This is a genomic window from Pantoea sp. BL1, from assembly GCF_000963985.1.
GTDB lineage: Bacteria > Pseudomonadota > Gammaproteobacteria > Enterobacterales > Enterobacteriaceae > Pantoea > Pantoea rwandensis_B.
Genome location: NZ_JZRH01000053.1, coordinates 1 through 26,533, shown reverse-complemented (window position 1 = coordinate 26,533; position 26,533 = coordinate 1). Strand labels below are relative to the sequence as shown.

Below are 26,533 nucleotides of genomic sequence, written 5' to 3'. Positions count from 1 at the left end.
ATGGGCGATAGCATTCTCTCCCAGGCTGAGATTGACGCGCTGCTTAATGGCGACAGTGACAGCGCGGAAGTAGAGAACAGTTCCAAAGGGACCGATGGCGATATCCGTCCCTATGATCCCAATACCCAGCGTCGCGTGGTGCGCGAGCGTCTGCAGGCGCTGGAGATCATTAACGAGCGTTTTGCCCGTCATTTTCGTATGGCGCTGTTTAACCTGCTGCGCCGTAGCCCGGATATCAGTGTCGGTGCGATCAAGATTCAGCCTTACCATGAGTTTGCCCGCAATTTACCGGTGCCAACTAACCTGAACCTGATCCACCTGAAACCGCTGCGCGGTACTGCGCTGGTGGTATTTTCACCGAGCCTGGTGTTTATCGCCGTAGATAACCTGTTTGGTGGTGATGGCCGTTTCCCGACCAAAGTGGAAGGCCGTGAGTTTACCCATACCGAGCAACGCGTCATCCGCCGCATGCTGAAGCTGGCGCTGGATGGTTACAGCGATGCCTGGAAAGCGATTTACCCGCTGGATGTTGAGTACGTCCGTTCGGAAATGCAGGTGAAATTTACCAACATCACCACTTCACCGAACGATATCGTCGTCAACACCCCGTTCCAGGTAGAAATTGGTAACCTGGTGGGTGAATTTAATATCTGTATTCCGTTTTCAATGATTGAGCCGCTGCGCGAGCTGCTGGTCAATCCACCACTGGAAAACTCCCGTCAGGAAGATACTCACTGGCGCGACAATCTGGTGAAACAGGTGCAGCACTCGGAGCTGGAGCTGATTGCCCACTTCGCGGAAACATCCATGCGCCTGTCACGTATTTTGCAATTGAAACCTGGTGACGTCCTGCCCATTGAGAAGCCGGACCGCATCATTGCTCACGTCGATGGCGTACCCGTGCTGACCAGCCAATATGGCACCATGAATGGCCAGTACGCGCTGCGTGTTGAACACCTGATTAACCCGATTTTGAATTCGCTGAACGAGGAACAGCCCGATGAGTGACAGCAAAAAACCGTCCGATGATATTTCTGCGGACGACCTGTGGGCTGAGGCAATGAACGAGCAGGCAACCACCAGCACGCCTGATCCAACAGAGAACGTTTTCAAATCGTTTGAAAGCAACGGCGCCAGTGGCTCGCTGCAAGACATCGATCTGATTATGGATATTCCGGTCAAACTCACCGTGGAACTGGGTCGCACCAAGATGACCATCAAAGAACTGTTGCGCCTGACGCAGGGTTCCGTGGTGGCCTTGGATGGCCTGGCGGGTGAACCCCTGGATATTCTGATCAACGGCTACCTGATTGCGCAGGGCGAAGTCGTGGTCGTGAACGACAAATATGGCGTGCGTATCACCGACATTATTACGCCATCTGAACGTATGCGTCGTCTGAGCCGTTAAGCATGTTAAAGAACGCGCAAATCGGCCAGCCTGTTCATAGCCAGCCGGTGGTCTCTACCGGTTCGGTGATTGGACAAGTCAGCAGCGTGCTGGCTGTGATTGTTCTGCTGATTCTGGCCTGTGGCTGGCTGGCAAAACGCCTTGGCTTTGCGCCCAAAACCGTCAACACTCAGGCGCTAAAAATCAGCGCCAGCGTGCAGGTGGGTCGTCAGGAGCGGGTGGTGATTGTTGATACCGCCGATGCGCGTTTAGTGCTGGGCGTCACCGCCCAGCAAATTACCCATCTGCATTCACTGCCGCCGCTGCCACCTGAAGAGTTGGTGAGCAAAACCGTGGCGCCACAGGATTTTCGTCAGCTGTTGCAGAACCTGGTTAAACGTCCCGGAAAACCCCAATGATGCGTCGATTGCTTCCCCTCTTGCCACTGCTGTTGCTGGCACCGGTTGCCCATGCGCAATTGCCAGGACTGGTCAGCCAGCCACTGGCGAATGGCGGCCAGAGCTGGTCACTGCCGGTGCAGACGCTGGTGTTTATCACCTCGCTGACCTTTATTCCGGCCATTTTGCTGATGATGACCAGCTTTACGCGCATCATCATTGTTTTTGGCTTGCTGCGTAACGCATTGGGCACGCCTTCTGCGCCACCCAATCAGGTTTTGCTTGGCCTTGCGCTGTTTTTAACCTTCTTTATTATGGCGCCGACCTTCGACAAGATTTACAGCGATGCCTATTTGCCGTTCAGCCAGGACAAAATCAGCATGGACGTAGCGATCGACAAAGGCGCTCAGCCGCTGCGTGAGTTTATGCTGCGTCAGACGCGTGAAGCCGATTTAGCGCTGTTTGCTCGTCTTGCCAACACCGCGCCGATTCAAGGTCCGGAAGCCGTGCCGATGCGCATTTTGCTGCCGGCTTACGTCACCAGTGAACTGAAAACCGCTTTCCAGATTGGCTTTACTGTATTCATCCCGTTCCTGATCATCGACCTGGTGGTTGCCAGCGTGTTGATGGCGTTGGGGATGATGATGGTGCCGCCGGCGACCATTTCTCTGCCATTCAAGCTGATGTTATTTGTGTTGGTGGATGGCTGGCAGTTGCTGGTGGGTTCACTGGCACAAAGTTTCTACTCCTAGCGGCGCAGAGAAAAGTCGATGGCAACTCTCAATCCGGTCGGCCTCACAGCCGCAGCATATAACGCCAGGAGCGCAGCATGACACCCGAATCGGTTATGGTCATCGGCCAGGAAGCAATGCGAATTGCCCTGATGCTCGCCGCACCGCTGTTGCTGGCGGCACTGGTCAGCGGTCTGATCATCAGCCTGTTACAGGCAGCCACGCAGGTCAACGAACAGACACTCTCCTTTATTCCTAAGATCCTTGCCGTTGCCGCCACCGCGGTGATTGCCGGCCCGTGGATGCTGAACCTGATACTGGATTACATGCGTAATCTGTTGACCAACTTGCCTTATATCATCGGCTGATGATTAATCTCGATAGCAGCCAGCTGGTCCATTGGGTCGCGCAATTTTTCTGGCCGATGGTGCGTTTGCTGGCACTCTTCGCAAGTGCGCCGGTGCTGAGTGAGAAATCCATTCCCAAGCGCGTGAAAGTGGGTCTCGCGGTTTTGACGACCTGGATCGTCATTCCCGTGTTGCCCCCGGTAGAAGTCACGTTATTTACCCCTGCCGGTTTTTGGATCCTGTTACAGCAATTACTGATTGGTGTGGGGATTGGCCTGACGATGCAACTGGCGTTTGCCGCGGTGCGTATGGCCGGTGAAGTCGTGGGTTTACAGATGGGCTTATCCTTTGCCACTTTCTTTGATCCTGGCAGCCGCCTTAACATGCCGGTGCTGGCGCGTTTTCTCGATATGCTGGCGATGCTGCTGTTTCTGACCTTCAACGGACACCTGTGGCTGATTTCGCTGCTGGTGGACAGTTTTCATACCCTGCCGATTAACGATCAACCCCTCAACGCCAATGCTTTTATGGCGCTGGTGAAGTCCGCCGGTTTAATTTTCCTTAATGGCATGATGTTAGCGCTACCCTTAATTGTTTTATTGCTCACGCTAAACATGGCACTAGGTTTGTTAAACCGTGTTTCACCTCAACTGTCGGTTTTCGCGATTGGCTTTCCGATTACCTTAACGGTGGGGATCCTCAGTCTGGGTATGATGATGCCGCTGCTCGCCCCCTTCTGCGAACATCTCTTCAGCGAAGTCTTTGATTTACTCGCGCAGTTTGTCTCAGAACTCTCCCGCGCACGCTAATTAACGATTCTGTAGAAGTTCTTATGCGATAGTTAAGTATTCAAAATCAATCTGTGCATTTTTCGAACCATATTTCTCAGAAATCAACTGAGGTTATTCTGATAAATGCGCATTTCAGGTGAAAATTATTCTTATTAAACGGCGCTTCGCGTATTTTAGTCAGACGATTCCTAAGGCGATAAACCTTGTGAATTGGTTGAATAAATGCTCAAAGGGCTGTTTTTAAACAAAAAAAATTTTACAGCGATTTTTCTTGTCTAAATCCCTTTTTTCCGGCATTGTCAACACTCGCTGAAACGTCACACTTTCGCGATTCAAATGTTTTTAAGAATTGTCCTATCAGATTTGTCTGTGACTTGCGCGATAGTGACAGGGCTCTCAAAAACAGAGCGAATTACACACTTAATGCAAACTCCCGGCGATTCCCACTATCGCGGGGACAAGAGTGACGTGGAAGTAACACAAAAAACTTCGCAGAAGGGTTCAGGGATAGAGTCATGATGGCGCACGGATATCATTCGCCAATCTGCCGAGCAGAATAAAAAAGTGTCTTTGGAAATCTCTCTCGTACCGCAAACGCGTATTCATCGTTGATTTAAACGGATAACAAATTGGTGAGGGTCGCTATAATGCCAACGATTATTATGGATTCATGTAACTACACACGCCTGGGATTATCAGACTATATGTCGGCCAAAGGAGTTAAAAAGAAAAATATTACTCCGGTCTCTGATATTGAACAATTGCAACAAAGATGTGAACAGCTTAAACCTGGTGTCGTCTTTATTAATGAAGAATGTTTTATTCATGAAGCTGATTCCAGCGATCGTATTCGCGCCATTATTATGCAGCATCCAGATACGCTATTTTTTATCTTTATGGCGATCTCGAACATCCATTTTGAGGAATACCTCTATGTTCGTAAGAACTTGATTATTACATCAAAATCGGTGAAAACTTCGACTCTGGACTCACTGCTTGGCACTTACCTGCAAAAGAAACTCAGCGCAACCCCGCGTATTTCAGCAGGCCTGGATATTCACCCACTGACATTAAGTCAGACTGAGTCAAATATGCTGAAAATGTGGATGTCAGGTCATGACACCATTCAAATTTCAGACAAGATGCAAATTAAAGCCAAAACGGTATCGTCACACAAAGGTAATATAAAACGCAAAATTAAGACACATAATAAACAGGTTATTTATCATGTGGTGCGACTGACCGATAACGTGACCTCCGGTATTTATGTCAACGTGCGATAGTCCTGCATGTGAACAGTTTGAGTAAATAGCCGTAGCCGACAAAGGGCCAATCCGCAGATTGGCCCTTTGTCGTTTTGCCTGGATCTGCGAGCCAGGTCTCATTTCGCCCCCTAATCCTTTGGCCTGAACTGCCGATGCTTGTTCTCAGAACACCTACCCAAAATGAGAGCAAGGATATGAAAACAGCATCGATTGATGAGCAATATAAGCTCAGCATCTGGCAGAACCTGCGCCTGATGCCTCTTTTCAGCATGATCTTTGGTGGCATTCTGCTGCTTTTTGCCCTGTGTATCGGCCTCGCCAGCTATTTTTTGATCCAGAGTAATAATTCCCTCAACGATGCAACGGATGAAATTCAAATCCGTATGGGCATCTCTAATAGCTCGAACCATTTGCGTACCGCTCGCCTGAACGTACTGCAATCCGGCGCCGCTGCGCGTATTGGTGAAATGGATGGCTATCGTGCCGATCTGGCGCGCACGGAGACCCGCATCAAGCAAGCGCGTGACGGTTTTAAAATCTATATGGACCGCAAGGCGAAAACGCCAGAAGATATCGCGCTGGATGCGCCACTCACCGCGGCATTCAATGACTATATCGATAAGGGATTAAAGCCGATGATTGAGTCGGCTAAACAAGGCAGCTTCGAAGGGATCGTGGCGCAGGAAACCGACGTGACACGCAAGTTGGATGATGCATATAACGCGGTATTACTGAAAGCGATAAAAATTCGTACTGACCGTGCCGAAGCGATCAACGCGGAAGCAGCGCACCAGTCCCGCGTCGGCTTTATTGCCATGGCTGTGGCCTTTGCTGCTGCTCTGGTATTGGTGCTCCTCACCTTCGTCTTCCTGCGCCGTGTGGTGATCAGCCCGTTGCGTCAGTCGGTTGAGCGCATCGGGCGCATTGCTCAGGGCGATCTGACCGCACCGGAACAAGCGTATGGCCGTAGCGAGATCGGCAGCCTGTTGCATAATCTGCAACTGATGCAGGCCGCACTGGTGCGTACCGTCGGCACCGTCCGCGAAGGCGCCGTTGCGATCTATCAAGGATCAAGCGAGATTTCCGCCGGTAACACCGATTTGTCCTCACGCACTGAAGAGCAGGCTTCTGCGCTGGAGCAAACTGCTGCCAGCATGGAACAGCTCACCGCGACCGTGAAGCAAAATGCGGAGAACGCCCACCATGCCAGTCAACTGGCTGCGGATGCTTCCGGCAAAGCCCGTAGCGGTGGCGAGTTGGTGCATGGCGTAGTGAAAACCATGAACAATATCTCTGGCAGCTCGAAGAAAATTGCTGAGATCACCAACGTCATTAACAGTATCGCCTTCCAGACCAATATCCTGGCGCTGAACGCGGCGGTAGAAGCAGCGCGTGCTGGTGAGCAAGGGCGTGGTTTCGCTGTCGTGGCCAGCGAAGTGCGCAATCTGGCCCAGCGCAGTGCCCAGGCCGCGAAAGAGATTGAATCGCTGATTGCCGAGTCGGTTGACCTGATTAATAACGGTTCACATCAGGTAGGTGAAGCCGGCTCGACCATGAGTGAGATCGTCGAGGCGGTGCGTCGTGTAACCGATATTATGTCGGAAATTGCCGCCGCCTCCGATGAGCAGAGCCGTGGCATTCAGCAGGTGAGCCTGGCGGTTACCGAGATGGACAACGTAACCCAGCAGAACGCCTCGCTGGTGGAAGAAGCCTCTTCAGCGGCAGCCTCGCTGGAAGATCAGGCGGGCCGTCTGACGCAGGCCGTTGCAGCATTTAAACTTAACGATTCGCCCGCATCGCGGGTGATGGCACCTTCATCACCCCCCCTGAAGTCCCCTACGCTGACACCGCGTCCAGCATTGGCAGCGGCGAACAGCAATGACAACTGGGAAACGTTCTAAACCCTCACGCCGTCATTGATGGCAGGGGTTGATACACAACAGGTGCACCTTATGTGCACCTGATTTTTTACGCAGTCTTAAGCTTCCTCGTAGGGCTCAACAAACACCCCTTCCGCATGGTCGCTTTCATTAAAGAACCAAATCCCCAGCGGATAATCCTCCAGCGCCACCAGATACATGGTCCCTTCATTAAAACCTTCGACTGCCAGCACCGTACCCACGCGACGTGGGCCGCCATCGGTTTTTACCGTTACGCGGTCATTCACCTGCATTGATTACTCTCCAGAGATTGTCCTGAATACAGTGTAACGGAAGAAAATGGCGGCTGCCTGATCCGGATCAGCGTCGGGCGATTACCCACACGGCATGCACAATGCCCGGGATATACCCGCACAACGTAAGCAGGATATTCAGCCAGAAGGCGCCGCCAAAGCCCACCTGCAGAAATACACCCAGCGGTGGCAGTAAAATCGCAATTACAATTCGAATAAAATCCATACTAACTCCCTGATATCACTTATTTATCGTCAAGCTCTAAGCATAGCCGCTGATTCAATTAATGAGATGACAGGTGGGTAAAGTTCTGTCAGAACGCGGCTTTTCACTTTCTTAACAGTACGCAGAGAGACTTCTGACGCGGGCAGCCCGTACACTTCTTCGTACTGCACCAACCCCAAAGGCGCAGTCAACCTAAAAGTAACAAGGATTTTTGCCCGCGCAGCGCGGGCTTTTTTTTGCCTGAAATCCGCCCTTTCCTGCCCATTCTCCCCGTTGTCTATACTGATAAAGAATCTCATCGCCTCTGGGAGGCCGACTATGACAACCGCAAAAGAGTACAGTGACAATGTGCAGCGCGAAGTGAACATCGACGTTGAAGCATTGCTGGAAGCGATTCAGAAGAAAACCTCAGGCGAGGTAAAAGAGTTTATGGAAGCGGAACACGCTCACCGGGTGAAAGTGAATGGCGAAGCCTATGACTCTTACATCGAACTGGCTGAGGCATTTGAACTCGATATCCGTGACTTCTCGATCACTGAAGTTAACCGTTGAAATCGATTTCATAAAAAAATACCCGGCGGGATGGCCGGGTAAAATAATTCAGTAAATTCGTTACACCAGGAAATTCTTAACACCTGAGTCAGACTACGCTTTAGTCAACACAAGACAAGTCCCAATCTTGCGTGTAAAGCGAACAAAAAAGCATGACCTTCCCCATTTGTTACCGAAAACACCGTGTGCCTACTGTGTTTCTTTTATACGCAATGTGGGCATGTACCTATTCGTCACCCTGTTGTTTTAAGATTTATCCTGGAAGTTGACGTGAGCCACTCGCATAAAAGTGTGATTGCCATAACGCCATTATACTGATTAGTCTCTGCTTTACGGACGCGCCTGGCGTAAGGAGTGTGTTGATGCTCAGACTTAACTCGTCGCTGATGATTGTGACCGATCTCGATGGCTCACTGTTGGATCATCATGATTACAACTGGGATGCTGCCAGTGAATGGTTGCAGCGCCTCAAACAGCAGGCGATTCCCGTGGTGTTTTGTTCCAGTAAAACGGCCGCTGAAATGATCCCCTTACAGAAACGCCTGGGTCTTTCCGGTACCCCTTTCATCGCTGAAAACGGGGCGTTTATCGCTTTTAATGGCGAGCAGATTGCAGCGGAGGAACCGGGCGAAAACTATCTTGCGCTGTGCCGCTCATTGAAAACACTGCAACCCACCTTCCGTTTCACCGGTTTTCATGACTTCAGTGATGCGGACGTGGCCCGCTTCACCGGATTAACCCTGGCCGAAGCCAGCCAGAGCCGCTTGCGCGATGCTTCAGAAGTCATACTTTGGCGCGATGATGGCGAAAAGCTGGATGATTTTCGCGCGGCGCTGGCGGAACACAACCTGGCGCTCACCCAGGGAGGACGATTCTGGCATGTGATGCCAGCGGGCTGCGGTAAAGGCATTGCATTGCATCAACTCCAGCAGCATCTCGAACAACGCACCGGGGAGAAGCGCACCACCATCGGCCTCGGCGATGGCCCCAATGATGTGCCGATGCTGGAGCAGGTGGATTATGCCGTGGTGATTAAAGGATTCAGTAAAACCCCGGTGATCCTCTCACGGCGCGATCAACAGAATGTCTATCACACCGCGCATGTCGGCCCGCAGGGCTGGCGTGAAGGGCTGGACTATTTTCTCGCGCAACCCGAATAACCCTCTGACCTAAGGATGAGAAAATGAGTGATTTTTACCAAAATGGTGTCATTACTAACTTTCATAATCTCACCCAACGCAGCGTTGAATCGCTGGAAAAAGAGATGGTACGTTTCGCGCGCAAACGCAAAATGGGGCTGATTCTGCCCTCCCTGTTCTCAGAACTGGAGGGTCCGGCGCTGGATAACATCGTCAATGAGCTGGCTAAAGTGCCTTATCTGGATGAGATTGTGATTGGCCTCGACCGTGCTGACCGCGACCAGTTTCTCTTTGCTCGTGAGTTCTTTTCTCGTTTGCCACAACGCCATCGCATCCTGTGGAATGATGGCCCGCGATTGAAAGCGCTGGATGCTGAACTGGATAAAGAAGGGTTGTCGCCGAGCCAGCCGGGCAAAGGGCGTAACGTGTGGTTCTGCACCGGGTATACGCTCGCCTCGGATCGCACCCAGTGCGTGGCGCTGCATGACTGCGATATCGTCACCTATGAGCGCAGCATGCTGGCGCGCTTACTCTACCCGCTCGCCAACCCCTCGTTTCAATACGAATTTTGTAAAGGGTTTTACGCACGTGTTGCGGACGGCAAGCTCAATGGCCGCGTAGGTCGCTTGCTGGTAGGCCCGTTGCTGCGTTCGCTACAAAAAGTGTATGGCCATTCTGAATATCTGGATTACCTCACCAGCTTCCGCTACCCACTTTCCGGCGAATTCGCCATGCGCACCCATGTGCTGAACGGCATCAAAATTCCTGGCGACTGGGGGCTGGAAATTGGCGTGCTATCGGAGATTTACCGCAACTACACCACGCGACAAACCTGTCAGGTGGAGATTGCCAATAACTACGATCACAAACATCAGCCGCTGGCAGAAGAGGATGGCACCGGCGGCCTGAAACGTATGAGCAATGATATTGTGCAATCGTTGCTACGCAAGCTGGCGACCATGGGCGTGCCGCTCACCAGTGATTCGTTCCGCGTGCTCAAAGCCACTTATTATCGCAACGCGTTGGATATGATGGAGATTTACAACCACGAAGCGACAATGAATGGCCTAAAGTTTGATCAGCATATTGAGGAAGCGGCGGTCGAGATGTTCACTCAGGCGATACTCGATGCCGGACAATCCTTTATTGAGCGGCCTAATGAGAAACCTTTCATTCCGAGCTGGAGCCGAGTGCAATCGGCTTTCCCGGATATCCTGCAGCGGATTTATCAGGCAGTGGAAGAGGATAACGAAGGCAAAGTTTAATCTTCCGCTACCACGCGGTTGCGACCGCCGGTTTTCGCCAGATACAGGCGGCGATCGGCGGTGGCTTGCAGGCTCTCCGCATCATAATCGCCTTGCTCCTCACTGCCGGTCACGCCAGCTGACAGGGTGATGTTGAACGTCGAATTACAATTGACCAGAATGGTTTTTGCCGCTAAACGCGTACGGATGCGCTCAGCGACGGCAATCGCATCCGCCAGCGTGGTTTCCGGCAGCACGATGCAAAACTCCTCTCCACCAATACGACCCGCCACATCATATTTGCGCAGCGTATGGCTAATCACGCCTGCCACTCTGATCAACGCCTGATCGCCCGCCGCATGGCCCCAGGTATCGTTCACTTTCTTGAAGTGATCGACATCCAGCTGAATCACCGCAAGCGGCGTTTGCTGCTGCTGACTGTGGGCAGAGATCGCGACAAACTGTTCAAAAAACGTTTTACGGTTGAGTAGTCGCGTCATACCGTCGTAATTGGCGCGCCAGGTGAGTTTGGCGGAAAGATCGTCCATACGACGTACCAGACGAATAATGACCTGATGCGCCACCAGCAGCAGCAGAACAAACAGCAGCCACATGCTGAGTAAGAAGAGTGAAACGCGGCCCAGCTCCTGTGACACCCCCTGCCTAAGGCTCTGAATATTAACGATATACGCGTCCACATTCTTTAATTTGCTCCAACTGGCAAACTGAGTGCCAAGGCGCATGACACCACCGGGGAGTTGCCGGATTCGGCTCTCCAGACGCGCCTGCTGTTCAGGCGTCAGCGGCTCATCGTTGGGTGCATGCAAGCGGGTGATTTCTTTCAGCGAGCGGTCCACTATCAGCAGCTTGCCTTGCAGCAAGCTGTGTCGTGCTTCGGCCATCAACGCATGGATGCGTGACTGGGTGAAATCCATTGACAGCACACCATACCAATAACCATTACTGACGATCGGCGTGCTTACCGTCATCATCAGCCCTTCGTTGAATTCACCCTGATAGGCTTCCGTCCAGCGCAACCTGGCATGCGACGGATTATTGGGTGCCTGGTCGCGAAAATAGGGACGTTGCGTCATGGTGCTATAACTCTCTTCCAGCTCTTGCGGGCTTTGCGGCGGACGTGAGCTGATAAAGAAACCGGCGCGCGAGATATACCAAAAGCGTGAGTGAAAATCCTGAGCGGGATCGCTGAACTGCATGATAAAGCTGAATTCCATTGCAGCGCGCAGTTCTGCAATCAATTGATCGTTTTTTCGCAGCAGCAAGGGATCACGCGCCAGCCAACTGTCACTCACCCCATTGAGCGGCATACTGCGCAGGCTGGCCAACTTTAATTGCCAGGTGGTTTGCTGGCGCAGTTGCTCAAAGCGGGTAATCGCTTCGCGCGTTTGGCTCGAATCGAGCGGATGCATCAACGCATAGTTGAGCATTTTCTCGTAAAACATCAGCTCATCGATACTTTCCTGAAACTGACTGTCGAGGTTTTTCTGGATTTCAGCCAACTGTGCGCGCTGACGTGCTTCATAGTTATTTTTCAGTTCAATCGCTTCATGCACGGTGAGAAAAGCAGAGAACAAAAAGACCGCCAGAAAGCAGAGATGCACCGGTAAAAAAGGATTACCTGTGCGTGGCGTCAAAGGCGAAGTGGGCATGGGTAACAGTTATTCGGTAAAGGGCGGATGCGAAAAGTTTAGTCAGCAGGAGAAAAGTCGTACAGGCAGGGATCAAAGGAAAATCAAATAGGTAAAAAACGCAACGGGACGGCATCACCGTCCCGCACACGCTTAGCTGGCCAGCTGGCGCGCTCCGGATAAGTGACTCAGTTCGTCACTACGGAACGCCTCACGGCGCACGCTGTAGCCATCATACCAACGACACTCTACCATTCCGCTGGCATAGCCGGTCACCACCATGGTGGGTCCGCCCTCTTTATGCTGAACTTCGTCACTGATTGCAAAGGTCATACCGCGCCCTCCCTTTTTCCGTTGAATGAACGAATAAAGTTATAGCAGCTGAACCCCATTTGTGCCTATAGGATAATGTTATTACTGTGACGAAATCGGAATAAGCAGTGTAAAATGTTGTTTATAAAAAAAGCCGATAAAAATTATTATCGGCTTTGAATGCTTTCCCGGGTGGGAAAATCAGATTTTGCAACCTTCACAGTCTGCTTCATCACTGATATCAGCCGGGACTTCATTGGCTTTTTCAGCTGCTTTCGCTTCAGCCTGTTCCAGCTGCGCATCGATATCAAATTCAAACATATCGTCGTTCATCATCGTTCTCCTGACCCGTGATTGATAAATTCCTGCGCTTTATACCGATTTACCGCGCACTTTCGCAATCAGATTTACCGCCAACAGCACGATCGACCCAATGATAAAGCCGAGTACCAGATTGGCACCGTTGCTCAGCAAGGCGGAGATAACGCCATGGAAGCCGCTGCTGTACTCACTGATGGCATGATGTAACGGGGCAATACCGTGCACAATGATGCCGCCACCGACCAGAAACATCGCTACCGTACCCACCACCGATAACACCTTCATCAGCCAGGGCGCCAGGGCTAATAGCGCACTGCCGATCGCCTGAGCCAGCGTGGAAGATTTTTCCCGCAGCCAGTACCCGAGGTCGTCGATTTTCACGATCATCGCCACGATGCCGTAAACGCCAATCGTGACCAGAATCGCGATCCCCGCCAGAATCAGTACCTGATTCAGCAGCGGTGCTTCAGAGACAATCCCTAAGGTAATCGCCACAATTTCCGCTGAAAGAATAAAATCGGTGCGTACAGCGCCTTTCACTTTATCTTTTTCGAACTGGCGCGGATCCTGCTGCGCCAGCTTGTCCAGACGCTGTTGACGTGCCTCCGGACTGCTTTCAGCCTTATCGTGATTCAGGCTATGCAGCACCTTTTCCACGCCTTCATAGCAAAGGTAAGCGCCGCCGAGCATCAACAGCGGTGTAATAAGCCAGGGCGCAAACGCCGAGATAATCAGCGCCAGCGGTACCAGGATTAATTTATTGAGAAAAGAGCCTTTCGCTACGCTCCAGACCACGGGTAATTCACGGTTGGCTTTTACGCCGGTGACCTGCTGCGCATTGAGTGAGAGATCATCCCCCAATACGCCAGCGGTCTTCTTTGCCGCGACCTTGCCCATCACTGAAATATCATCAAGCAGCGTTGCAATGTCATCCAGAAGCGTGAGTAAACTGGTTCCTGCCAAAATAGTTATCCTTATTCCGGTTCGTGATCCTGACAACAGGGGCATCGCTCAACCGCCGTCACTGACATATCAGCGATGCCCGCACAGTCCCATTCGACGCGAAGTGTTTGCCCGGCAAGATCGCCAGCGTGCACATATTTGCTCACCGGACTTTCCGTCATTCCGCTGATCTCCTCGGTGGCCACCAGTTGCTCGCCCAAATAAATGCGTGCCGTTGCGTGGGTGTTCACCATCCGCTCATCACGGAGTTGATACAGGCGTTTGACAGTCAGTTTGATGCTGCTCATGGCTCGATTCCGCGTCCCAGAGAAAGAGAAGATCTAAACCGTTATGGCGGCTAAAAGCAACAATCACACGCTATGCAACGCGATAGTGATGCAAGCCTTGATGATCGATTTCGCCACTGTGCGTAGCGGCCAGCAGCCACTCTTCCAGTCGTTCAATCAGCGCCTCGTCTTCAAGGCGCAATTTACCGCGCAGCGCGCATTCCCAGACAATCAGCACTTTCCAGCCGCTTTGTTGTAATTGGCCGATATAACGGCGGTCACGTTCAACATTGCTGTTAATTTTGCCATTCCAGAACTCGGTGCGCGTCGCAGGCATCTTGAATAAATAGCAGTGATGGCGATGCCAGAAACAGCCATGGACAAAGATAATCGCTCGTTCTTGTGGCAGGACAAAGTCAGGCCGACCCGGCAACGCTTTATCCTGCACACGATAGCTAAAGCCACGATCTTTTAAAATCAACGCGATACGCTGCTCTATCGCCGTGTCCTGATTGCGAATGGCACGCATATTTTTGCTGCGAATGGCTTGCGAGTGGACGTCGACCATGGCGTCTCCTTTTTAATGAGGCTCTTTCAACTTTAGCGGTTTGGCGTAAAAGCGAAAGGCACGCGCAACAAGTGTGTGAAGGCGCGAGGAGTGATAGCATAGCGGCTTCACTGTTAAGGAAAAACGCATGCTTGCTATCGATCCCGCCGCGACGGTTTCACCCTCCTCATTTTCTGCCCCTTCGGATGACGCCACATCGCTGTTATTGCAGGTTCTCGATATCTATGCCGCACGCGATGTGGTGCACACCTTAACCGAAGCGGGCGGATGCGACTGGAGCGTGCCGCGTCTGAATCGCATTCGCCAGGGTAAAAGCAGCGTGCCTGCGCTTTCCAGCCATGAAGTCAGCAGCCTGCAAGCGTTACTGCCTTCGCGCCCTGCACATTACGCCGCGCCTAAATTTCAATTTGTCGATCTGTTTGCCGGTATCGGTGGGATTCGTCGCGGCTTTGAACAGATTGGCGGCCAGTGCGTGTTCACCAGTGAATGGAATAAAGAAGCGGTACGCACGTATAAAGCCAATCACTATAGCGATCCGCAACGACACCAGTTCAACAGCGATATCCGATTGGTGACGCAGCCCGCAGGACTCGCTGACGAACAGGCGATTTATCAGCACATCGACCAAACCATCCCGGACCATCAGGTGCTACTGGCGGGCTTTCCCTGCCAGCCGTTTTCACTGGCCGGCGTCAGCAAAAAAAATGCGTTAGGCCGTGCACACGGTTTCGAGTGTGAAGCACAAGGCACCTTGTTCTTTGATGTGGCGCGGATTTTGGCTGCCAAAAAGCCACCGTTCTTCGTATTGGAGAACGTGAAAAACCTCAAGAGCCACGACAAAGGACGCACCTTTGCCATCATCATGGCGACGCTGGACGAACTCGGATACGACGTTGCCGATGCCGCCGACAGCGCGACACCGGATGCAAAAGTGGTAGATGCGCGCCATTTTCTGCCGCAACATCGCGAACGTATTGTGCTGGTGGGTATTCGTCGTGACACCGGATTGAGCGACGGCTTTTCACTGCGCGCGCTCTCTCAACACTATCCGCAGCAGGTACCCACGCTGCAGAGTTTGCTTGAGCCGACACCGGACGCGAAGTACACCTTGTCACCGACACTGTGGAACTATCTCTATCAATACGCCAAAAAACACAAGGCCAAAGGTAATGGCTTCGGCTTTGGTCTTAACGATCCCCGTAATCCCAACGTATGCGTACGCACCCTGTCAGCGCGCTACTATAAAGACGGTTCTGAAATCTTGATCGATCGCGGCTGGGATCAAGCGCAAGGTGAAGCGGATTTCCAGCACGCCAGCAATATGGCCCTGCGTCCGCGTCGGTTAACACCGCGCGAATGCGCCCGACTGATGGGATTTGAGGCGCCGGGACAAAGCCAGTTTCGTATTCCGGTCTCGGATACCCAGGCTTATAAGCAATTTGGCAACTCCGTGGTGGTGCCGGTTTTTGCTGCTGTGGCAAAGCTACTTTCGCCACTTATCGAACAGCATCTTAGCCAAAACGCTTAGCGCCACGGGGCCATAATTTCCTTTAGGGACGCGCATTATGCTGTTTTGCGCTGAATCGCGTCCTCTGTCACCGAACTGTCACGCCCGCTCCCAATACTCCTTTTTATTTTTGGGGGCGTTAGATGTCACTCCTTTCTGTAATCTCGTTACCGCTGCGTTTACGTACTCGTCTTACCTTGCGTATGCCGCTTTGGCTGACCAGCCTGCGCAGCCAGTTTTTGCTGTTTATCGTGCTGTTTTGTTTACTGCAGTTCGCGGGCGTACTGCTGCTCAGTAATCACGTTAATCAGTCGCAAATTTCACTCCAGCAAGCCAATCAACTGCGGGAAAGATTGGCCCTGCTGGATAAAGCACGTATCGAGTTGCTCACCGCCAGTGATAACAGCCACCGTGCCGGTATCTATTTAATGCAGGATCAGCAAAGCGGCTCAGTCGACAGCTGGAAAAGTCTGGCGGCCGCCTCTGATGATTCGTTAAAAAAAGCCCAGGCACTGTTCACCGCCTACCATGCTAAAGCGGACAGCCCGCTGGCTCAGGGCTTTGCAATGTTAGCGGAAGGTTTGCAAGAGCAGTTGAAAGGGTTAACGGCCAATGACATCAATGCCTTCTTTATGGTGCCGATGCAGGCATTCCAGCAGCAGTTTAACGATGCCTGGTTCAGCGAGATTGAACAAGCCAACCACCAGTTGAGCAGCGTGAATCAAAATACCCTCAGTACGCTAAAGCAGAGTCGCAATATGTCGCTGATCGTCAGTGCCGTTTTGATGGCGCTACTGGTGCTGGCCTCCAGCCTGCTGATGCGCGGCGTGCTATTGCCGCTACGACGCGCCAACCGACAGCTGGAACAGATTGCCACAGGTGACCTGGTACCGAGCCATGACACGCCGCGTCGCCAGTGCCTGGAGACGCGCCAGCTGTTTCAGTCGATCGAGTCGATGCGCTTCGGTCTGCAGCAGATTGTCAGTGACATTAATACTGTTGCGGTCAGCGTGGCGGCTGGTGCAGAAGATATGCAGCAGCATAACGAACAAGTCATGCAACAACATCAGGCGCAGAATGCCAGCTTCCACCATTTGTCACAGCGTTTACATCGCGTGTCTGAAGAGGTCGAAATTGGTGCGCAGTTCTCGCAGCAGGCCACGCAGGAGGCGCAGTCAGCCGATGCCCTGATGCGCAACTGCGCCACGGAAGTCGACAATATGGAACTCAAAATGCAGCAGATCGTTACAGCTTCGGGTGATATCGCCGGAATTGTCGGCATGCTGGATAGCCTGTCGATGCAAACCCGTTTACTGTCGTTGAATGCCGCGATTGAATCCGCCCACGCCGGATCGTACGGTCGTAGTTTCTCCGTCGTCGCCAAAGAGATGGGACTGCTGTCGCAAAAGAGTGGTGAATCAACCCGACAGATTGATGGTTTAATTCAGCACACTCAGCAGCATGTGAATGATGGTTTTGACAAAGTGAAAGCGCTGGAAGTGTTGTTTACACAAATCAGCGACGCGGTGTCGGGGGTCGTAACGCAACTCGATGAGTTGCAGCAAAATAGCACTGCGCAAAGTCACCGCGTCAGTAAAATTGCGCACGAAGTGGTGGAGATGAGTAATCAGCTACAGCAAAACGAAGCGCTCAACGCCCATCAGGTCAATTCGGCTACACAATTGCGTGAACTCTCTGATCGCCTCGCCCAGCGGGCACAGCAATTCCGCGTCGATGCCGCTTAAGTACAAAGATAAAAAAACCCGTCAATGACGGGTTTTTTATATCGCTTATTTTTTCTTTTTGCCTTTCTTCAGCAGTGCACGTACCTGCTTCAGTTCAGACGCGGAGAGCTGTTCAGCGACCGCTTCTTCGGTATTTAGACTATCGACGGCCGGTTGCTCAACCGCATGTAAACTGGCCTGCAGGCGGTTAACGATCTCCTGACTCATGGAGATTTGGTTATCGGCGGCTAACTGTTTGATGTGCTCTTTCAGCGCCGGGTCAATTTTAATGGTTAAGTTAACGGTCTCGGTCATCTTCATACTCCCTTTTGATTTACAACAACGTAGCGGAAGAAGATGAAAGTTAACAGACTGTCATAAAAATTTAATATTAAGAGTGTATAGGGCTGAAATCCCTTAATACAGACTCATCAATGCTGGTGAGATTGCCCTGCAATTCCGCGCACAGCTTAGCCATATAGTGCACCAGGAAATCCGCATTATGCTCCGCCAGCAGGCGCCCCGCTTCGGTTTGCATGGTTTCGGGCAAGCGTAAAAGTTTCTTCTGGAAGTGGTCCAGCGTCCATTTCACATCGTCTAATTCACGTTCTTTTCCTAATGGATCTTCACTGTCAAACAGTGGACGGCCCAACGCCCCGGCCGTGTAGAAAACGCGTGCGAGGCCGATAGCACCTAAAGACTCGAGGCGATCGGCATCCTGAACAATTTTTGCTTCCAATGTCAGTGGCGTGATGCGTGCGCTGAAACTGTGCGCCTGGACAGCATGGGCGACACCCTCGAGCAATTCCTGTGGGAAGTCCGGAAAGTCCTGCTGCAAAATTCGGCGTGTCTCTTCAGCCGCATAGGTGGAAGCCAGATGGCGCTCTGGATGGTTTTTGGGAAGGTTAACCACGTCATGGAAGTAACAGGCGGTGAGGACCACCATAGGATCGGCTGCACTGTGCTGCATGATGCGCGTGGCGCTCATCCAGACACGACGCAGGTGCGCGATATCATGGGCTTTATCATCGTGCAGCCAGTTTTGCTGCAGCCAGTTCTCGTAGCGTTGTTGCCAGCGGGTGAGTGACATCGTGCTTCTCCTTATTGCTGTTATAAAAGCACCGCCAATTCAGGGTGCTGCTCCTGGGGACATCATAGCGGTCTGGTCGTGACACTTTTTTTACATCCTTCCTGGATGTGCAAAGCGTAAAAATGCGATCCCGATCTTGTTATAGCGCTGTTAATGTCGCTTTCCCAGCGGAGATCACGTTTTAGGCATTTCCTTAGCGTCATTGCAGTTAAATAACTCTGTTAAACAGGCGTAATCTATTTCCACCATCAACAGTATTCACGCTTTTGAATTATTCCAGTTAATGATGCTAACTATCACAAGGTAAAAGCGATAAACGCTCACGGGAAAATCTGAAAAGATTCCCATGCAGGCCGTTATAACGTACTGTATAGGGGATATTTCTGGTTTTCTCTCGCCTGAGAAGGCATTTCCAGCATGTATTTTGCTTAAGCGCCATTTTTAAAACCGGAATATGCAGGAATAGCCTGATACTGAGGCGACAAATTATTAAGCAAATTGATTCAAACCCATTATGCTAACTCTCACATCTGCTGATGCGGGTGATTCGTCGAAGTTTTCCGGGTGAGTAACACTACATGAGGTACGTAATGAAAGAACGGCCGATTCTTTTTTCCGAACAGCGGGTCCGCGCCCTGCTGGTTGGCCAGCAGACGCAAACCCGGCGCATTATGAAAACCCAGGCTTTTGGCCCAGGCCAGGATCATCACGAAGGCGTGCATGCATTTGACGTTAGCGCCAACCATTTGCATGGCTATAAATTGATGTCGATGGCAGATGTCAGCTCTCACTGCCCGTTTGGCCAGGCGGGTGACCGATTGTGGGTGCGTGAAACCTGGCGCGGCCCCATCGTGCCAGAAGAGCAACTCGCCGAATATGAACGCGATCCACTGCCGTTCCGTAGCCCGGCTTTCTGTCAATATCGTTCCGACAGCAATGAACTGGGTCAGTTGGATGACGATGTGGAGCACGCCGAGCAGTTTGGCTGGCAAACGGCGATTCATATGCCGCGCTGGGCCAGCCGTATTGATTTGGCGATTACCTCGGTACGTGCTGAAAAGATTCAAGACATCAGTGAAGATGACATCATGGCTGAAGGCGTACAAACAGATACGCACTTCCTGAATAACTTCTTCACGATGAACATGAACGCAGAATCGCCGAAAGAAGCCTATCGTAAAGCGTGGCAGAAGCAGTATGGCGCCACCAGTTGGGAAGTGAACCCGTGGGTATGGGTGATCGAGTTTCAACGCGTTGATCGCGAGAGTTAATTGTCTTCAGCCCTTACCCGCCTGGGTGAGGGCAATTTTCCTGCTTTGCCATCTTAATCACAGAAAAATCCTGTAGTAACTGATTGAATACACGGCTTTGATTCTGCGCTGGCATTTTCTTTTTTGTCGCGCCAGGATAACCCTTTCCGCCCTGCAGAGTGAGTCGCGCGATGTTCAAATGGCCATGGAATGCGCAGGTAGATACCACCGTCACGGCACTTCCCTGGCAACAGGCGCTGGCGCAACCGATCTTCTCGCTGCTGACGACTGAAGAGCAAAGCGCCCTGACCACGCTTGCCCAACGCTTTCTGCAACAAAAAAAAATCTCGCTGTTGAATGGACTGCAACTCGACGAACGACAGCTGGCACGTCTTGCCTTGCTGTTTTGCCTGCCCGTGTTGAAGCTCGGTCTGGAGTGGCTGGATGGCTTTCATGAAGTGTTAATTTATCCCGAGCCCTTCAATGTTGACGACCGTTGGGAAGACAGCAGCGGCTTAGTCCACCAGGCACCTGCAGTGCATGCTGGTCAAAGCTGGACACAAGGTCCGGTGGTGTTAAATGCCCTTGATATTCAGGACTCTTTCGACCTTTCCGGCTACAACCTCGTCATCCATGAAATCGCGCATAAACTCGATGCACGCGGCAGCGGCTATACCAGCGGTATTCCCGCCATTGCGTTACGAGATGTCGCCCAATGGGAGAAGGACTTGCTAAAGGCGATGGAAGAGATTGAGGCGGAAGTGGAATTGGTGGGTGAACAGGCGGCGACTATCGATCCCTACGCTGCCAGCGATCCTGCCGAATGCTTTGCGGTGCTGTCGGAATACTTTTTCAGCGCCCCTGATTTACTGGCGGATCGCTTCCCTGCGATGTATCGCCACTTACAACTGTTTTATCGTCAGGACCCGATGGCGCGTCTTTCAGCAGTTTCTGATTAAATCGCGATCGCTTTGTACTATTGCTAGCCAGTTGAATACAAATGTATTTTTAGCTGTTGACACATTCAGGAGGTGCCATTAATATGCGCCTCGTTCACACGATTCCTCTGTAGTTCAGTCGGTAGAACGGCGGACTGTTAATCCGTATGTCACTGGTTCGAGTCCAGTCAGAGGAGCCATATTTAGAGAAGCCCGCTCAGGGAAACCTGAGCGGGCTTTTTGCTTTTCTGCGTCCTGGCGTTAACTCAAAATAGCATCCAGTCTGGCAAGCACTTCATCCACCACAGCGTCTGGTATGCGTTCCAGCCGCTTACCGTTCCGGGCAGCCATATCAATGGTTCTGGGCTGGTCGCAGCGAATAACGCCAATTGTTTTTGTACCTGCCCCTTCCATTGAAACGGTGAAACCTGCCGTGCGAGCAAAGTTTCCGCCGCTGGTGATGGGAACTACAACGGGTAGCCGGGTGAGCTTGTTAAACGATGCCTTCGATACGATAAGCACCGGACGTTTTCCGCTTTGCTCGTGACCGGCAATCGGATCCAGTGAAACGAGCCAGATCTCTCCTCTGTCCATTTACAGGATCTCCTTGCCCACCGCAGGCGCATCAATCCATTCCCGATCCTCTTCGCTCATTTCGGCGTGCGGATCGCACTGCGCCAGCAGCTCCTCAAGGGAATAATGAGGCCGTTTCTGGGGTTCAATAATCAGGCAGCCATTACTAATGGTCATGCCGACTTCGCTGTCCGTTGACAGCTCCAGCGTTTTCAGCACGGCGGGAGGAACCGCCAACATGATGGATCCGCCGACCTTTTTCAGGCGAGTGGTATACATAGAGCACCTCCGAATATTATATTTTAATATAACATCTACGGCAGGCGGTGCACAATTATTCATCAGATTCATGGCGATTTCCTTTTCGTAATAAAGCGTGAAAAAAGCCGTAATCCATCAAAGGACAGATCTGGCAGTTTTCGAAGGCAACGCTGCCGGCAAAAAGGCAACCATCCAGATACATCAGGCGCTTCTTTGAGATCATGAGCAATTCGTACAGACGTGAGCTTAGTGCGTAACAAAGAAGGTCGATAATAGAAAACTGTTTTTGTGGTTCAAAGGATTATCGCGGTTCAGGTAAATGAAATGCGAGGCGGCTTCCGGATCGGAGCTGCTTTGGAGGAGCATCAGCAGCAGCGTTAAGGCCAGATTTTCCAGGCTCGAAGTCGAACGCTTCAGCAATCAGTCTTTCGCCTTTAGGCCAGTGGTGGATAAGCCGACTAGCCAGCATGGAGGACACCAAGACCTGCCTGTCGCAAAAGCGCTGACTTTTTCATCGGCACAACCTCCACTCAGGGGAGTGAATATCATGCCGGAATTCTGTTTCTGAATGGAGCAGGATTTTGGGGGAGGGTCACACTCTGCAAGCCCCCTCATTCGTTACACTTCCGTCCAACCCCGCAACAGGTTGTGATACATGTTCAGCAGGGACAGCAGCTCATCGCTATCACCATGACGCGCTTTGAGGCTTTGGATATTGCGGTCCAGTTCGAACAGCATGGCGCGTTGCTTATCATCACGCACCATCGACTGAATCCACAGAAACGACGCCACACGTGCGCCGCGTGTCACCGGTGTGACACAGTGCAGACTACTCGAAGGGTAAAGCACCAGATGGCCGGCAGGAAATTTCACCTTATGTTGACCATAGGTGTCTTCAATCACCAGCTCGCCGCCGTCATAACTGTCAGGTTCACTGAGAAAGAGCGTAGCCGAGAGATCGGTTCGCATCCAGCCAGCGGCACCGTTATGTCTCACCGCGCCATCAACGTGAAAGCCGTAGGTTTCACCCTGCTCGTAACGGTTAAACAGCGGTGTAGAAATAGAGCGCGGTAGTGCAGCAGAAAAGAACAGCGGATTGTTGTTCAAAGCCTGCATCACTGCTGTTTGCAACCGCTCATAAAGCGGCGTACGCGTATCAATCTGCTGATTATTTTTTACCGTGGCGCCCTGGCTGCCCACCGTAGCGCGTCCGTCAATCCATTCGGCCTGTTGCAGCAGCGAACTGAAATTCGCCACGTCTTCTGGCGTCAGCACTGCAGGAATGTGATACATCATCGCGGTGTTCTCTCATAAATAGGGGCGCGAACGCCCCATGGTGAATCTTAGAAGTGCACGTTTGCCGTTAACAGGAAGGTACGCGGCTCACCCGGATGGTAGCGGTAGCCACTCTTATTGATGGAAGCCACATAGTTGGTATCGAAAATATTGTACGCGTTGAGCTGCAGATCGAGGTTGTTATTAACCTTGTAGCCCAGCTTCGCATCGGCCACCCAATAACCTTCAGTATGGTCTGGCGTGCCTACCGCGCCATCGCTGCCGCGACGCAGACTGCCCACGTAACGCGCACCCGCGCCAACAGAAATCGCGTCAGTGGCCTGATATTGCGTCCACAAGGTGAAGGCGTGTTTCGGTGTATAAGCGATAGCTGAGGAGCCATCCTGAGCAACCGCTGCGCCCTCTTTCACCGAAGCGTGCTGCTGAGTGTAACCGGCGATCACTTCCCAATCTGGGGTGATGTTGCCGGTAGCTGAAAGCTCATAGCCCTCTACGCGTTTTTTACCGGTTTGCGAATAAGTGCCGTCGTCGTTAGCGTCCACTTCATTCTCGATATCGGTACGGAACAGTGCGGCATTCAACAACAGGCGTTTATCCAGCACCTGCCATTTGGTTCCCACTTCGCTTGATTTGGCTTTTTGCGGTTTGAAATCAGTGCGGTTAGCACTATTGCCGGTGCCACCTGCCGCTAGCGCAAAGCTGCTGCCGCCTGGAGGCTGCTGAGAAATAGCATAGTTGACGTAAACATTGCCCTGCTCGGTCAGGCGATAGAGCGCACCCGCTTTCCAGTTCACCAGATTGCCAGACTTGGCCGTATCAACGGTAGTGAGCGGCGTGCCGCGTGCGATGCCCGTCGGACACGCCAGCGCACCGCGCCCGCTGCCTCCACACGCCGTGGCACTGTCATAATCGGTGTGATAGCTATCAAGACGAATGCCGCCGTTCAGCTCGAAATTTTTGGTCATAGCCAGCGTATCGAAGGCATAAATTCCGGTGGTATCGGTCTGCCCATTGGCATTGGCGCCGTTGCGATCCAGCCCTCCCACAGAAATGATGCTGATCGGATGGTAGATGTTAACCGCAGGCGCAGTAATGGCGTTGACGCCGTAGTTGGTCTGGTTTTCACGCGTGAATTCCACGCCAGCACTGACATCATGCCCCACTGAACCGGTATAGAATTTCGAGGTAATATTGGTCTGGTTGGTAAGGATGCGGTTACTGACATCTTTCAGGTTTGCGTTGCGCGTCCAGGTCCAGGTGCCAACATCATTAGGATTTGGCGTGGTAATGGTGCTGCCCATTACCGCGGTCAGGAGATATTCCTGCTTCACGCGCGACCAGCGTGTGGTGTTACGAATCGTGGTGCTGTCGCTGAGATCGTGCTCGAAGCGAACGGTGCCGCTATCCGTGGTGGATTTGTCGAAATCGGAATCGGTGCCGTAATAATTGCTGGTCGCCACTTTGCCAGAATGGTTGAGTGCAGAAGTGGCTGCCGTCGGCGATGCGTATCCCGGCAGGCCGATGGTTGGGATGCCACCATCTGGCGTATTGTTCTGATGTACATGCAGATAGTTCAGGTATAAACGTGTTGACGTATCCAGACCCAATGCCAGTGAAGGCGCGACACCATAACGCTCATTTTGCACATTATCGCGTGCGGCATCGTGGGTTTTCTCGCCCATCAGATTGAGGCGAAACGCGCTGCTGTCGTTGATAGCCTGGTTATAGTCCAGCGTACCGCGGCGCATCCACGCACTGCCGACACTGACCGACGCATCCAGGCCCGTGTCCAGACGCGGCTGCTTACTGATCATGTTGATTGAACCCGACGGCGCGCTGCGACCGTAATCGGTGCCAGACGGCCCTTTAATCACTTCAATCTGCTGAGTATTAAAGGTATCGCGTGTCACGCTACCAATGTCGCGAATACCGTCCACATAGATGCTGTTCGACGTATCCATGCCACGCATATACACGGCATCACCGGTCGAAGAACTGCCATTTTCCCCGGCATAAAACGCCCCCACACCTGGCACATTCTTCAGTGCATCGGTCAGGTTATTGACGCCTTGATCTTTAATAACCTGATCAGGAATCACCGTCATGGTGCGGGTGGTATCCACCAGCGGGCGCGTGAATTTGGGATCGGCAGATGTATTAGGTGCATACAGCGAAGGCGTTTGCGCCGTCACCACGAGAGTATCGTCTGTTTTTTTGCTGGCATTATCAGCGGCCAGAGCGGCAGCAGGTGAAATACCAATACATAGCCCGGTGAACAGGGTCAGCGAATTGAAACTGCCAAACGGCAAATTGCGATTGTTATCCATTTAAAAGGTAAATTTCTTATCGTTATTGACGGGCTCATCGCATCCGGCAAATCAGCGCATGTAACCTGCCCTGATCTCCACTGCCTCGGGATGCAACACCTAAATGATAACGCCAATGGTTATCATTTACTTTTTTATTCTTGCATGAGCGCCGCGGCTTGGGAATACATTTCTTTACGGTGGCCTTACATAATTAATACAATCAGTGCCAGCAGGAGAGTTGCGTCAGGTTTTGCTCAAGAAGTCGTCAGGAAGGGCTATCTTTCAGGCACAAAAAACCCGCTGGACAGGGCAGCGGGTTTTTAAGCAGCGCGCACAGTTCATTCCAGTAACTGTAACGCATAGCGTGATGCAGGCGTTCATCGCTCATAGTAGCGATAAACCGACGGGTGGAATTCAATGCCATAAAGCTGGCTGACCGGGATCAGCAGATCGATATGATTGCTGAGATCGAATTCACGCTCTTCAGCGGGTGTCGATGTGGCGTTGATCAGGCGATGGAACCACTGTGACAGCATCGTTTTCATCGTCAGGTTCTCCAGTAATGGTTGACCCTGACAGTAAAGCGTAACTTGCTTTATAACCAAAACGATTAGATATGCGATGGAATCCCAATTAGTGCATATATTCATGGCCGCCTTCTGCGGCGGCGGCCATGCAGGTTATGCCCGGCTTTTGGCCAGCATGCGTCGATAATTGTTAAGCCACTTGCCACTGGTCAAACGGAACCAGAAGAACACACCGCGCACCGTCCAATCGAGGAACATACCCAGCCACACCCCGACCACACCCATACCGAGCATGATCCCCAGCACGTAGCCGGCAACAACGCGCGCACCCCACATGCTGAACATCGACACGTACATGGTGTAACGCGCATCGCGCGCGCCTTTCAAACCAGCAGGCAGCACCCAGGATGCGGTCCAGATGGGCATAAAGGCCGCATTGAGCCAGATTAGGTGTTTGGTGACTTCGATAACTTCGGGATCGCGGGTGTAGAATTTAGCCAGCGTGCCCGCCAGTGGTACGGTGATCAATGCCAGTGTGCACAGCCCAATCATCGCCAGCCAGAACACATGTTTAATCTGCCTTTCCGCCTGCATCACCTGATTTTTACCCAGCCGCTTACCGGTAATGATGGTGGAAGCCGAACCGAGGGCGTTGCCCGGAAGGTTAATTAAAGTGGCAATCGAGAAGGCGATAAAGTTACCGGCGATTTCATTGGTGCCCATACC

Annotated in this window: 31 protein-coding genes, 1 tRNA gene and 1 pseudogene; 17 read left to right on the top strand and 16 right to left on the bottom strand. The window is 52.1% G+C overall.

The window, feature by feature from the left end; all coding sequences use genetic code 11:
- The 8 genes from fliM to VH86_RS21335 all read left to right on the top strand — a co-directional run bounded on the left by fliM (window position 1) and on the right by VH86_RS21335 (window position 6,820).
- Window positions 1-1,008 carry a flagellar motor switch protein FliM gene (gene fliM, locus VH86_RS21370; RefSeq protein WP_034824442.1) on the top strand — a complete coding sequence of 336 codons (1,008 nt, stop codon included), beginning with the start codon at window positions 1-3 and terminating at the stop codon, window positions 1,006-1,008.
- Window positions 1,001-1,408, top strand: coding sequence for a flagellar motor switch protein FliN (fliN, locus tag VH86_RS21365; RefSeq protein WP_034824445.1), 408 nt, complete (start codon window positions 1,001-1,003; stop codon window positions 1,406-1,408). Before fliM ends, fliN begins: the two co-directional genes overlap by 8 nt.
- A 2-nt stretch (window positions 1,409-1,410) precedes the next feature.
- Window positions 1,411-1,806 carry a flagellar biosynthetic protein FliO gene (gene fliO / locus VH86_RS21360; RefSeq protein ID WP_038646335.1) on the top strand — a complete coding sequence of 132 codons (396 nt, stop codon included), beginning with the start codon at window positions 1,411-1,413 and terminating at the stop codon, window positions 1,804-1,806.
- Window positions 1,806-2,537 carry a flagellar type III secretion system pore protein FliP gene (gene fliP / locus VH86_RS21355; RefSeq protein WP_034825234.1) on the top strand — a complete coding sequence of 244 codons (732 nt, stop codon included), beginning with the start codon at window positions 1,806-1,808 and terminating at the stop codon, window positions 2,535-2,537. Before fliO ends, fliP begins: the two co-directional genes overlap by 1 nt.
- Window positions 2,538-2,614: 77 nt before the next feature.
- A complete protein-coding gene (fliQ, locus tag VH86_RS21350; protein ID WP_034824451.1) occupies window positions 2,615-2,884 on the top strand; it encodes a flagellar biosynthesis protein FliQ in 270 nt (89 codons plus the stop codon).
- Complete coding sequence (gene fliR / locus VH86_RS21345; RefSeq protein WP_045834037.1) at window positions 2,884-3,672, top strand: flagellar biosynthetic protein FliR; 789 nt, start codon at window positions 2,884-2,886, stop codon at window positions 3,670-3,672. Before fliQ ends, fliR begins: the two co-directional genes overlap by 1 nt.
- A gap of 629 nt (window positions 3,673-4,301) precedes the next feature.
- Complete coding sequence (gene rcsA / locus VH86_RS21340) at window positions 4,302-4,937, top strand: transcriptional regulator RcsA (RefSeq protein WP_038646331.1); 636 nt, start codon at window positions 4,302-4,304, stop codon at window positions 4,935-4,937.
- A 176-nt stretch (window positions 4,938-5,113) separates the two neighbouring features.
- Window positions 5,114-6,820 carry a methyl-accepting chemotaxis protein gene (locus VH86_RS21335; RefSeq protein WP_045834036.1) on the top strand — a complete coding sequence of 569 codons (1,707 nt, stop codon included), beginning with the start codon at window positions 5,114-5,116 and terminating at the stop codon, window positions 6,818-6,820.
- Between the two features lie 77 nt (window positions 6,821-6,897).
- On the opposite strand, the gene dsrB is transcribed toward VH86_RS21335, so the two are convergent.
- Together dsrB and VH86_RS25295 are read right to left on the bottom strand one after the other, a co-directional pair.
- The gene (dsrB, locus tag VH86_RS21330) at window positions 6,898-7,092 is read right to left on the bottom strand and encodes a protein DsrB (protein WP_034824463.1); all 195 of its coding nucleotides are present in this window, start codon (window positions 7,090-7,092) and stop codon (window positions 6,898-6,900) included.
- Between the two features lie 67 nt (window positions 7,093-7,159).
- Complete coding sequence (locus VH86_RS25295) at window positions 7,160-7,318, bottom strand: YqaE/Pmp3 family membrane protein (protein ID WP_034824466.1); 159 nt, start codon at window positions 7,316-7,318, stop codon at window positions 7,160-7,162.
- Between the two features lie 318 nt (window positions 7,319-7,636).
- Between VH86_RS25295 and yodD the strand changes: the two genes are divergently transcribed.
- The 3 genes from yodD to VH86_RS21305 all read left to right on the top strand — a co-directional run bounded on the left by yodD (window position 7,637) and on the right by VH86_RS21305 (window position 10,274).
- Window positions 7,637-7,870, top strand: a complete 234-nt coding sequence (gene yodD, locus VH86_RS21315; protein ID WP_038646324.1) for a YodD family peroxide/acid resistance protein — start codon at window positions 7,637-7,639, stop codon at window positions 7,868-7,870.
- Window positions 7,871-8,232: 362 nt separating this feature from the next.
- Window positions 8,233-9,030 carry a mannosyl-3-phosphoglycerate phosphatase-related protein gene (locus tag VH86_RS21310; protein ID WP_045834035.1) on the top strand — a complete coding sequence of 266 codons (798 nt, stop codon included), beginning with the start codon at window positions 8,233-8,235 and terminating at the stop codon, window positions 9,028-9,030.
- A 23-nt stretch (window positions 9,031-9,053) separates the two neighbouring features.
- Window positions 9,054-10,274 carry a glycosyl transferase gene (locus VH86_RS21305; RefSeq protein WP_038646319.1) on the top strand — a complete coding sequence of 407 codons (1,221 nt, stop codon included), beginning with the start codon at window positions 9,054-9,056 and terminating at the stop codon, window positions 10,272-10,274.
- Here the strand turns inward: VH86_RS21305 and dgcQ are convergent.
- The 4 genes from dgcQ to VH86_RS21290 all read right to left on the bottom strand — a co-directional run bounded on the left by dgcQ (window position 10,271) and on the right by VH86_RS21290 (window position 13,498).
- Window positions 10,271-11,923, bottom strand: a complete 1,653-nt coding sequence (dgcQ, locus tag VH86_RS21300) for a cellulose biosynthesis regulator diguanylate cyclase DgcQ (RefSeq protein ID WP_045834034.1) — start codon at window positions 11,921-11,923, stop codon at window positions 10,271-10,273. The genes VH86_RS21305 and dgcQ overlap by 4 nt on opposite strands.
- A gap of 132 nt (window positions 11,924-12,055) precedes the next feature.
- Complete coding sequence (locus VH86_RS21295) at window positions 12,056-12,235, bottom strand: YodC family protein (protein WP_034824498.1); 180 nt, start codon at window positions 12,233-12,235, stop codon at window positions 12,056-12,058.
- Window positions 12,236-12,415: 180 nt separating this feature from the next.
- Window positions 12,416-12,550, bottom strand: coding sequence for a hypothetical protein (locus tag VH86_RS26290; RefSeq protein ID WP_255253243.1), 135 nt, complete (start codon window positions 12,548-12,550; stop codon window positions 12,416-12,418).
- A gap of 36 nt (window positions 12,551-12,586) precedes the next feature.
- Window positions 12,587-13,498, bottom strand: a complete 912-nt coding sequence (locus VH86_RS21290; protein ID WP_045834033.1) for a DUF808 domain-containing protein — start codon at window positions 13,496-13,498, stop codon at window positions 12,587-12,589.
- Between the two features lie 75 nt (window positions 13,499-13,573).
- On the opposite strand from VH86_RS21290, the gene VH86_RS26390 reads away from it, so the two are divergent.
- Window positions 13,574-13,702: a Vmc-like lipoprotein signal peptide domain-containing protein gene (locus tag VH86_RS26390; RefSeq protein WP_353604531.1), complete on the top strand. Its 129-nt coding sequence runs from the start codon at window positions 13,574-13,576 to the stop codon at window positions 13,700-13,702.
- A 153-nt stretch (window positions 13,703-13,855) separates the two neighbouring features.
- Here VH86_RS26390 and VH86_RS21280 read toward each other — a convergent pair whose 3' ends face one another.
- Entirely contained in the window at window positions 13,856-14,332 is a 477-nt protein-coding gene (locus tag VH86_RS21280; RefSeq protein WP_045834032.1) for a very short patch repair endonuclease, read from the bottom strand.
- 127 nt (window positions 14,333-14,459) lie between these two features.
- Here VH86_RS21280 and dcm point away from each other — a divergent pair, with 127 nt between their 5' ends.
- Window positions 14,460-15,860, top strand: coding sequence for a DNA (cytosine-5-)-methyltransferase (gene dcm / locus VH86_RS21275; protein ID WP_045834031.1), 1,401 nt, complete (start codon window positions 14,460-14,462; stop codon window positions 15,858-15,860).
- A 122-nt stretch (window positions 15,861-15,982) separates the two neighbouring features.
- Window positions 15,983-17,584 carry a methyl-accepting chemotaxis protein gene (locus tag VH86_RS21270; protein ID WP_045834030.1) on the top strand — a complete coding sequence of 534 codons (1,602 nt, stop codon included), beginning with the start codon at window positions 15,983-15,985 and terminating at the stop codon, window positions 17,582-17,584.
- Between the two features lie 45 nt (window positions 17,585-17,629).
- Here VH86_RS21270 and VH86_RS21265 read toward each other — a convergent pair whose 3' ends face one another.
- Entirely contained in the window at window positions 17,630-17,878 is a 249-nt protein-coding gene (locus tag VH86_RS21265) for a hypothetical protein (protein WP_034824521.1), read from the bottom strand.
- A gap of 76 nt (window positions 17,879-17,954) precedes the next feature.
- A complete protein-coding gene (locus VH86_RS21260) occupies window positions 17,955-18,653 on the bottom strand; it encodes a phosphohydrolase (protein WP_038646302.1) in 699 nt (232 codons plus the stop codon).
- Window positions 18,654-19,243: 590 nt separating this feature from the next.
- Between VH86_RS21260 and VH86_RS21255 the strand changes: the two genes are divergently transcribed.
- The 3 genes from VH86_RS21255 to VH86_RS21245 all read left to right on the top strand — a co-directional run bounded on the left by VH86_RS21255 (window position 19,244) and on the right by VH86_RS21245 (window position 21,041).
- Entirely contained in the window at window positions 19,244-19,924 is a 681-nt protein-coding gene (locus VH86_RS21255) for a hypothetical protein (protein ID WP_038646300.1), read from the top strand.
- A gap of 170 nt (window positions 19,925-20,094) precedes the next feature.
- On the top strand, window positions 20,095-20,862 hold the full coding sequence (gene mtfA, locus VH86_RS21250) for a DgsA anti-repressor MtfA (protein ID WP_045834029.1): 768 nt from the start codon (window positions 20,095-20,097) through the stop codon (window positions 20,860-20,862).
- Window positions 20,863-20,965: 103 nt separating this feature from the next.
- Window positions 20,966-21,041, top strand: a tRNA-Asn gene (locus tag VH86_RS21245).
- A gap of 61 nt (window positions 21,042-21,102) precedes the next feature.
- On the opposite strand, the gene VH86_RS21240 is transcribed toward VH86_RS21245, so the two are convergent.
- The 7 genes and pseudogenes from VH86_RS21240 to VH86_RS21220 form a co-directional block, all read right to left on the bottom strand.
- Window positions 21,103-21,435: a type II toxin-antitoxin system PemK/MazF family toxin gene (locus VH86_RS21240; RefSeq protein WP_045834028.1), complete on the bottom strand. Its 333-nt coding sequence runs from the start codon at window positions 21,433-21,435 to the stop codon at window positions 21,103-21,105.
- Window positions 21,436-21,693 carry an antitoxin gene (locus VH86_RS21235; protein WP_045815147.1) on the bottom strand — a complete coding sequence of 86 codons (258 nt, stop codon included), beginning with the start codon at window positions 21,691-21,693 and terminating at the stop codon, window positions 21,436-21,438.
- A 359-nt stretch (window positions 21,694-22,052) separates the two neighbouring features.
- A pseudogene (locus VH86_RS26195) lies at window positions 22,053-22,181 on the bottom strand (helix-turn-helix domain-containing protein); the annotation flags it as partial.
- 112 nt (window positions 22,182-22,293) lie between these two features.
- The gene (gene ybiX, locus VH86_RS21230; RefSeq protein ID WP_045834027.1) at window positions 22,294-22,971 is read right to left on the bottom strand and encodes a PKHD-type hydroxylase YbiX; all 678 of its coding nucleotides are present in this window, start codon (window positions 22,969-22,971) and stop codon (window positions 22,294-22,296) included.
- 47 nt (window positions 22,972-23,018) lie between these two features.
- Window positions 23,019-25,298 (bottom strand): catecholate siderophore receptor Fiu, encoded by a 2,280-nt coding sequence (locus VH86_RS21225; RefSeq protein ID WP_045834026.1) that lies wholly within the window; start codon window positions 25,296-25,298, stop codon window positions 23,019-23,021.
- Between the two features lie 359 nt (window positions 25,299-25,657).
- Window positions 25,658-25,825, bottom strand: a complete 168-nt coding sequence (locus VH86_RS25950; RefSeq protein WP_167540446.1) for a hypothetical protein — start codon at window positions 25,823-25,825, stop codon at window positions 25,658-25,660.
- 135 nt (window positions 25,826-25,960) lie between these two features.
- A partial coding sequence (locus VH86_RS21220; RefSeq protein ID WP_045834025.1) for an MATE family efflux transporter occupies window positions 25,961-26,533 on the bottom strand: 573 nt, incomplete at its 5' end.

Coding starts and splice junctions, on each gene's coding strand:
- fliM (WP_034824442.1), top strand. CDS start 1: ATGGGCGATAGCATTCTCTCCCAGGCTGAGATTGACGCGCTGCTTAAT.
- fliN (WP_034824445.1), top strand. CDS start 1,001: ATGAGTGACAGCAAAAAACCGTCCGATGATATTTCTGCGGACGACCTG.
- fliO (WP_038646335.1), top strand. CDS start 1,411: ATGTTAAAGAACGCGCAAATCGGCCAGCCTGTTCATAGCCAGCCGGTG.
- fliP (WP_034825234.1), top strand. CDS start 1,806: ATGCGTCGATTGCTTCCCCTCTTGCCACTGCTGTTGCTGGCACCGGTT.
- fliQ (WP_034824451.1), top strand. CDS start 2,615: ATGACACCCGAATCGGTTATGGTCATCGGCCAGGAAGCAATGCGAATT.
- fliR (WP_045834037.1), top strand. CDS start 2,884: ATGATTAATCTCGATAGCAGCCAGCTGGTCCATTGGGTCGCGCAATTT.
- rcsA (WP_038646331.1), top strand. CDS start 4,302: ATGCCAACGATTATTATGGATTCATGTAACTACACACGCCTGGGATTA.
- VH86_RS21335 (WP_045834036.1), top strand. CDS start 5,114: ATGAAAACAGCATCGATTGATGAGCAATATAAGCTCAGCATCTGGCAG.
- dsrB (WP_034824463.1), bottom strand. CDS start 7,092: ATGCAGGTGAATGACCGCGTAACGGTAAAAACCGATGGCGGCCCACGT.
- VH86_RS25295 (WP_034824466.1), bottom strand. CDS start 7,318: ATGGATTTTATTCGAATTGTAATTGCGATTTTACTGCCACCGCTGGGT.
- yodD (WP_038646324.1), top strand. CDS start 7,637: ATGACAACCGCAAAAGAGTACAGTGACAATGTGCAGCGCGAAGTGAAC.
- VH86_RS21310 (WP_045834035.1), top strand. CDS start 8,233: ATGCTCAGACTTAACTCGTCGCTGATGATTGTGACCGATCTCGATGGC.
- VH86_RS21305 (WP_038646319.1), top strand. CDS start 9,054: ATGAGTGATTTTTACCAAAATGGTGTCATTACTAACTTTCATAATCTC.
- dgcQ (WP_045834034.1), bottom strand. CDS start 11,923: ATGCCCACTTCGCCTTTGACGCCACGCACAGGTAATCCTTTTTTACCG.
- VH86_RS21295 (WP_034824498.1), bottom strand. CDS start 12,235: ATGACCTTTGCAATCAGTGACGAAGTTCAGCATAAAGAGGGCGGACCC.
- VH86_RS26290 (WP_255253243.1), bottom strand. CDS start 12,550: ATGATGAACGACGATATGTTTGAATTTGATATCGATGCGCAGCTGGAA.
- VH86_RS26390 (WP_353604531.1), top strand. CDS start 13,574: ATGCCCGCACAGTCCCATTCGACGCGAAGTGTTTGCCCGGCAAGATCG.
- VH86_RS21280 (WP_045834032.1), bottom strand. CDS start 14,332: ATGGTCGACGTCCACTCGCAAGCCATTCGCAGCAAAAATATGCGTGCC.
- dcm (WP_045834031.1), top strand. CDS start 14,460: ATGCTTGCTATCGATCCCGCCGCGACGGTTTCACCCTCCTCATTTTCT.
- VH86_RS21270 (WP_045834030.1), top strand. CDS start 15,983: ATGTCACTCCTTTCTGTAATCTCGTTACCGCTGCGTTTACGTACTCGT.
- VH86_RS21265 (WP_034824521.1), bottom strand. CDS start 17,878: ATGACCGAGACCGTTAACTTAACCATTAAAATTGACCCGGCGCTGAAA.
- VH86_RS21260 (WP_038646302.1), bottom strand. CDS start 18,653: ATGTCACTCACCCGCTGGCAACAACGCTACGAGAACTGGCTGCAGCAA.
- VH86_RS21255 (WP_038646300.1), top strand. CDS start 19,244: ATGAAAGAACGGCCGATTCTTTTTTCCGAACAGCGGGTCCGCGCCCTG.
- mtfA (WP_045834029.1), top strand. CDS start 20,095: ATGTTCAAATGGCCATGGAATGCGCAGGTAGATACCACCGTCACGGCA.
- VH86_RS21240 (WP_045834028.1), bottom strand. CDS start 21,435: ATGGACAGAGGAGAGATCTGGCTCGTTTCACTGGATCCGATTGCCGGT.
- VH86_RS21235 (WP_045815147.1), bottom strand. CDS start 21,693: ATGTATACCACTCGCCTGAAAAAGGTCGGCGGATCCATCATGTTGGCG.
- ybiX (WP_045834027.1), bottom strand. CDS start 22,971: ATGATGTATCACATTCCTGCAGTGCTGACGCCAGAAGACGTGGCGAAT.
- VH86_RS21225 (WP_045834026.1), bottom strand. CDS start 25,298: ATGGATAACAATCGCAATTTGCCGTTTGGCAGTTTCAATTCGCTGACC.
- VH86_RS25950 (WP_167540446.1), bottom strand. CDS start 25,825: ATGAAAACGATGCTGTCACAGTGGTTCCATCGCCTGATCAACGCCACA.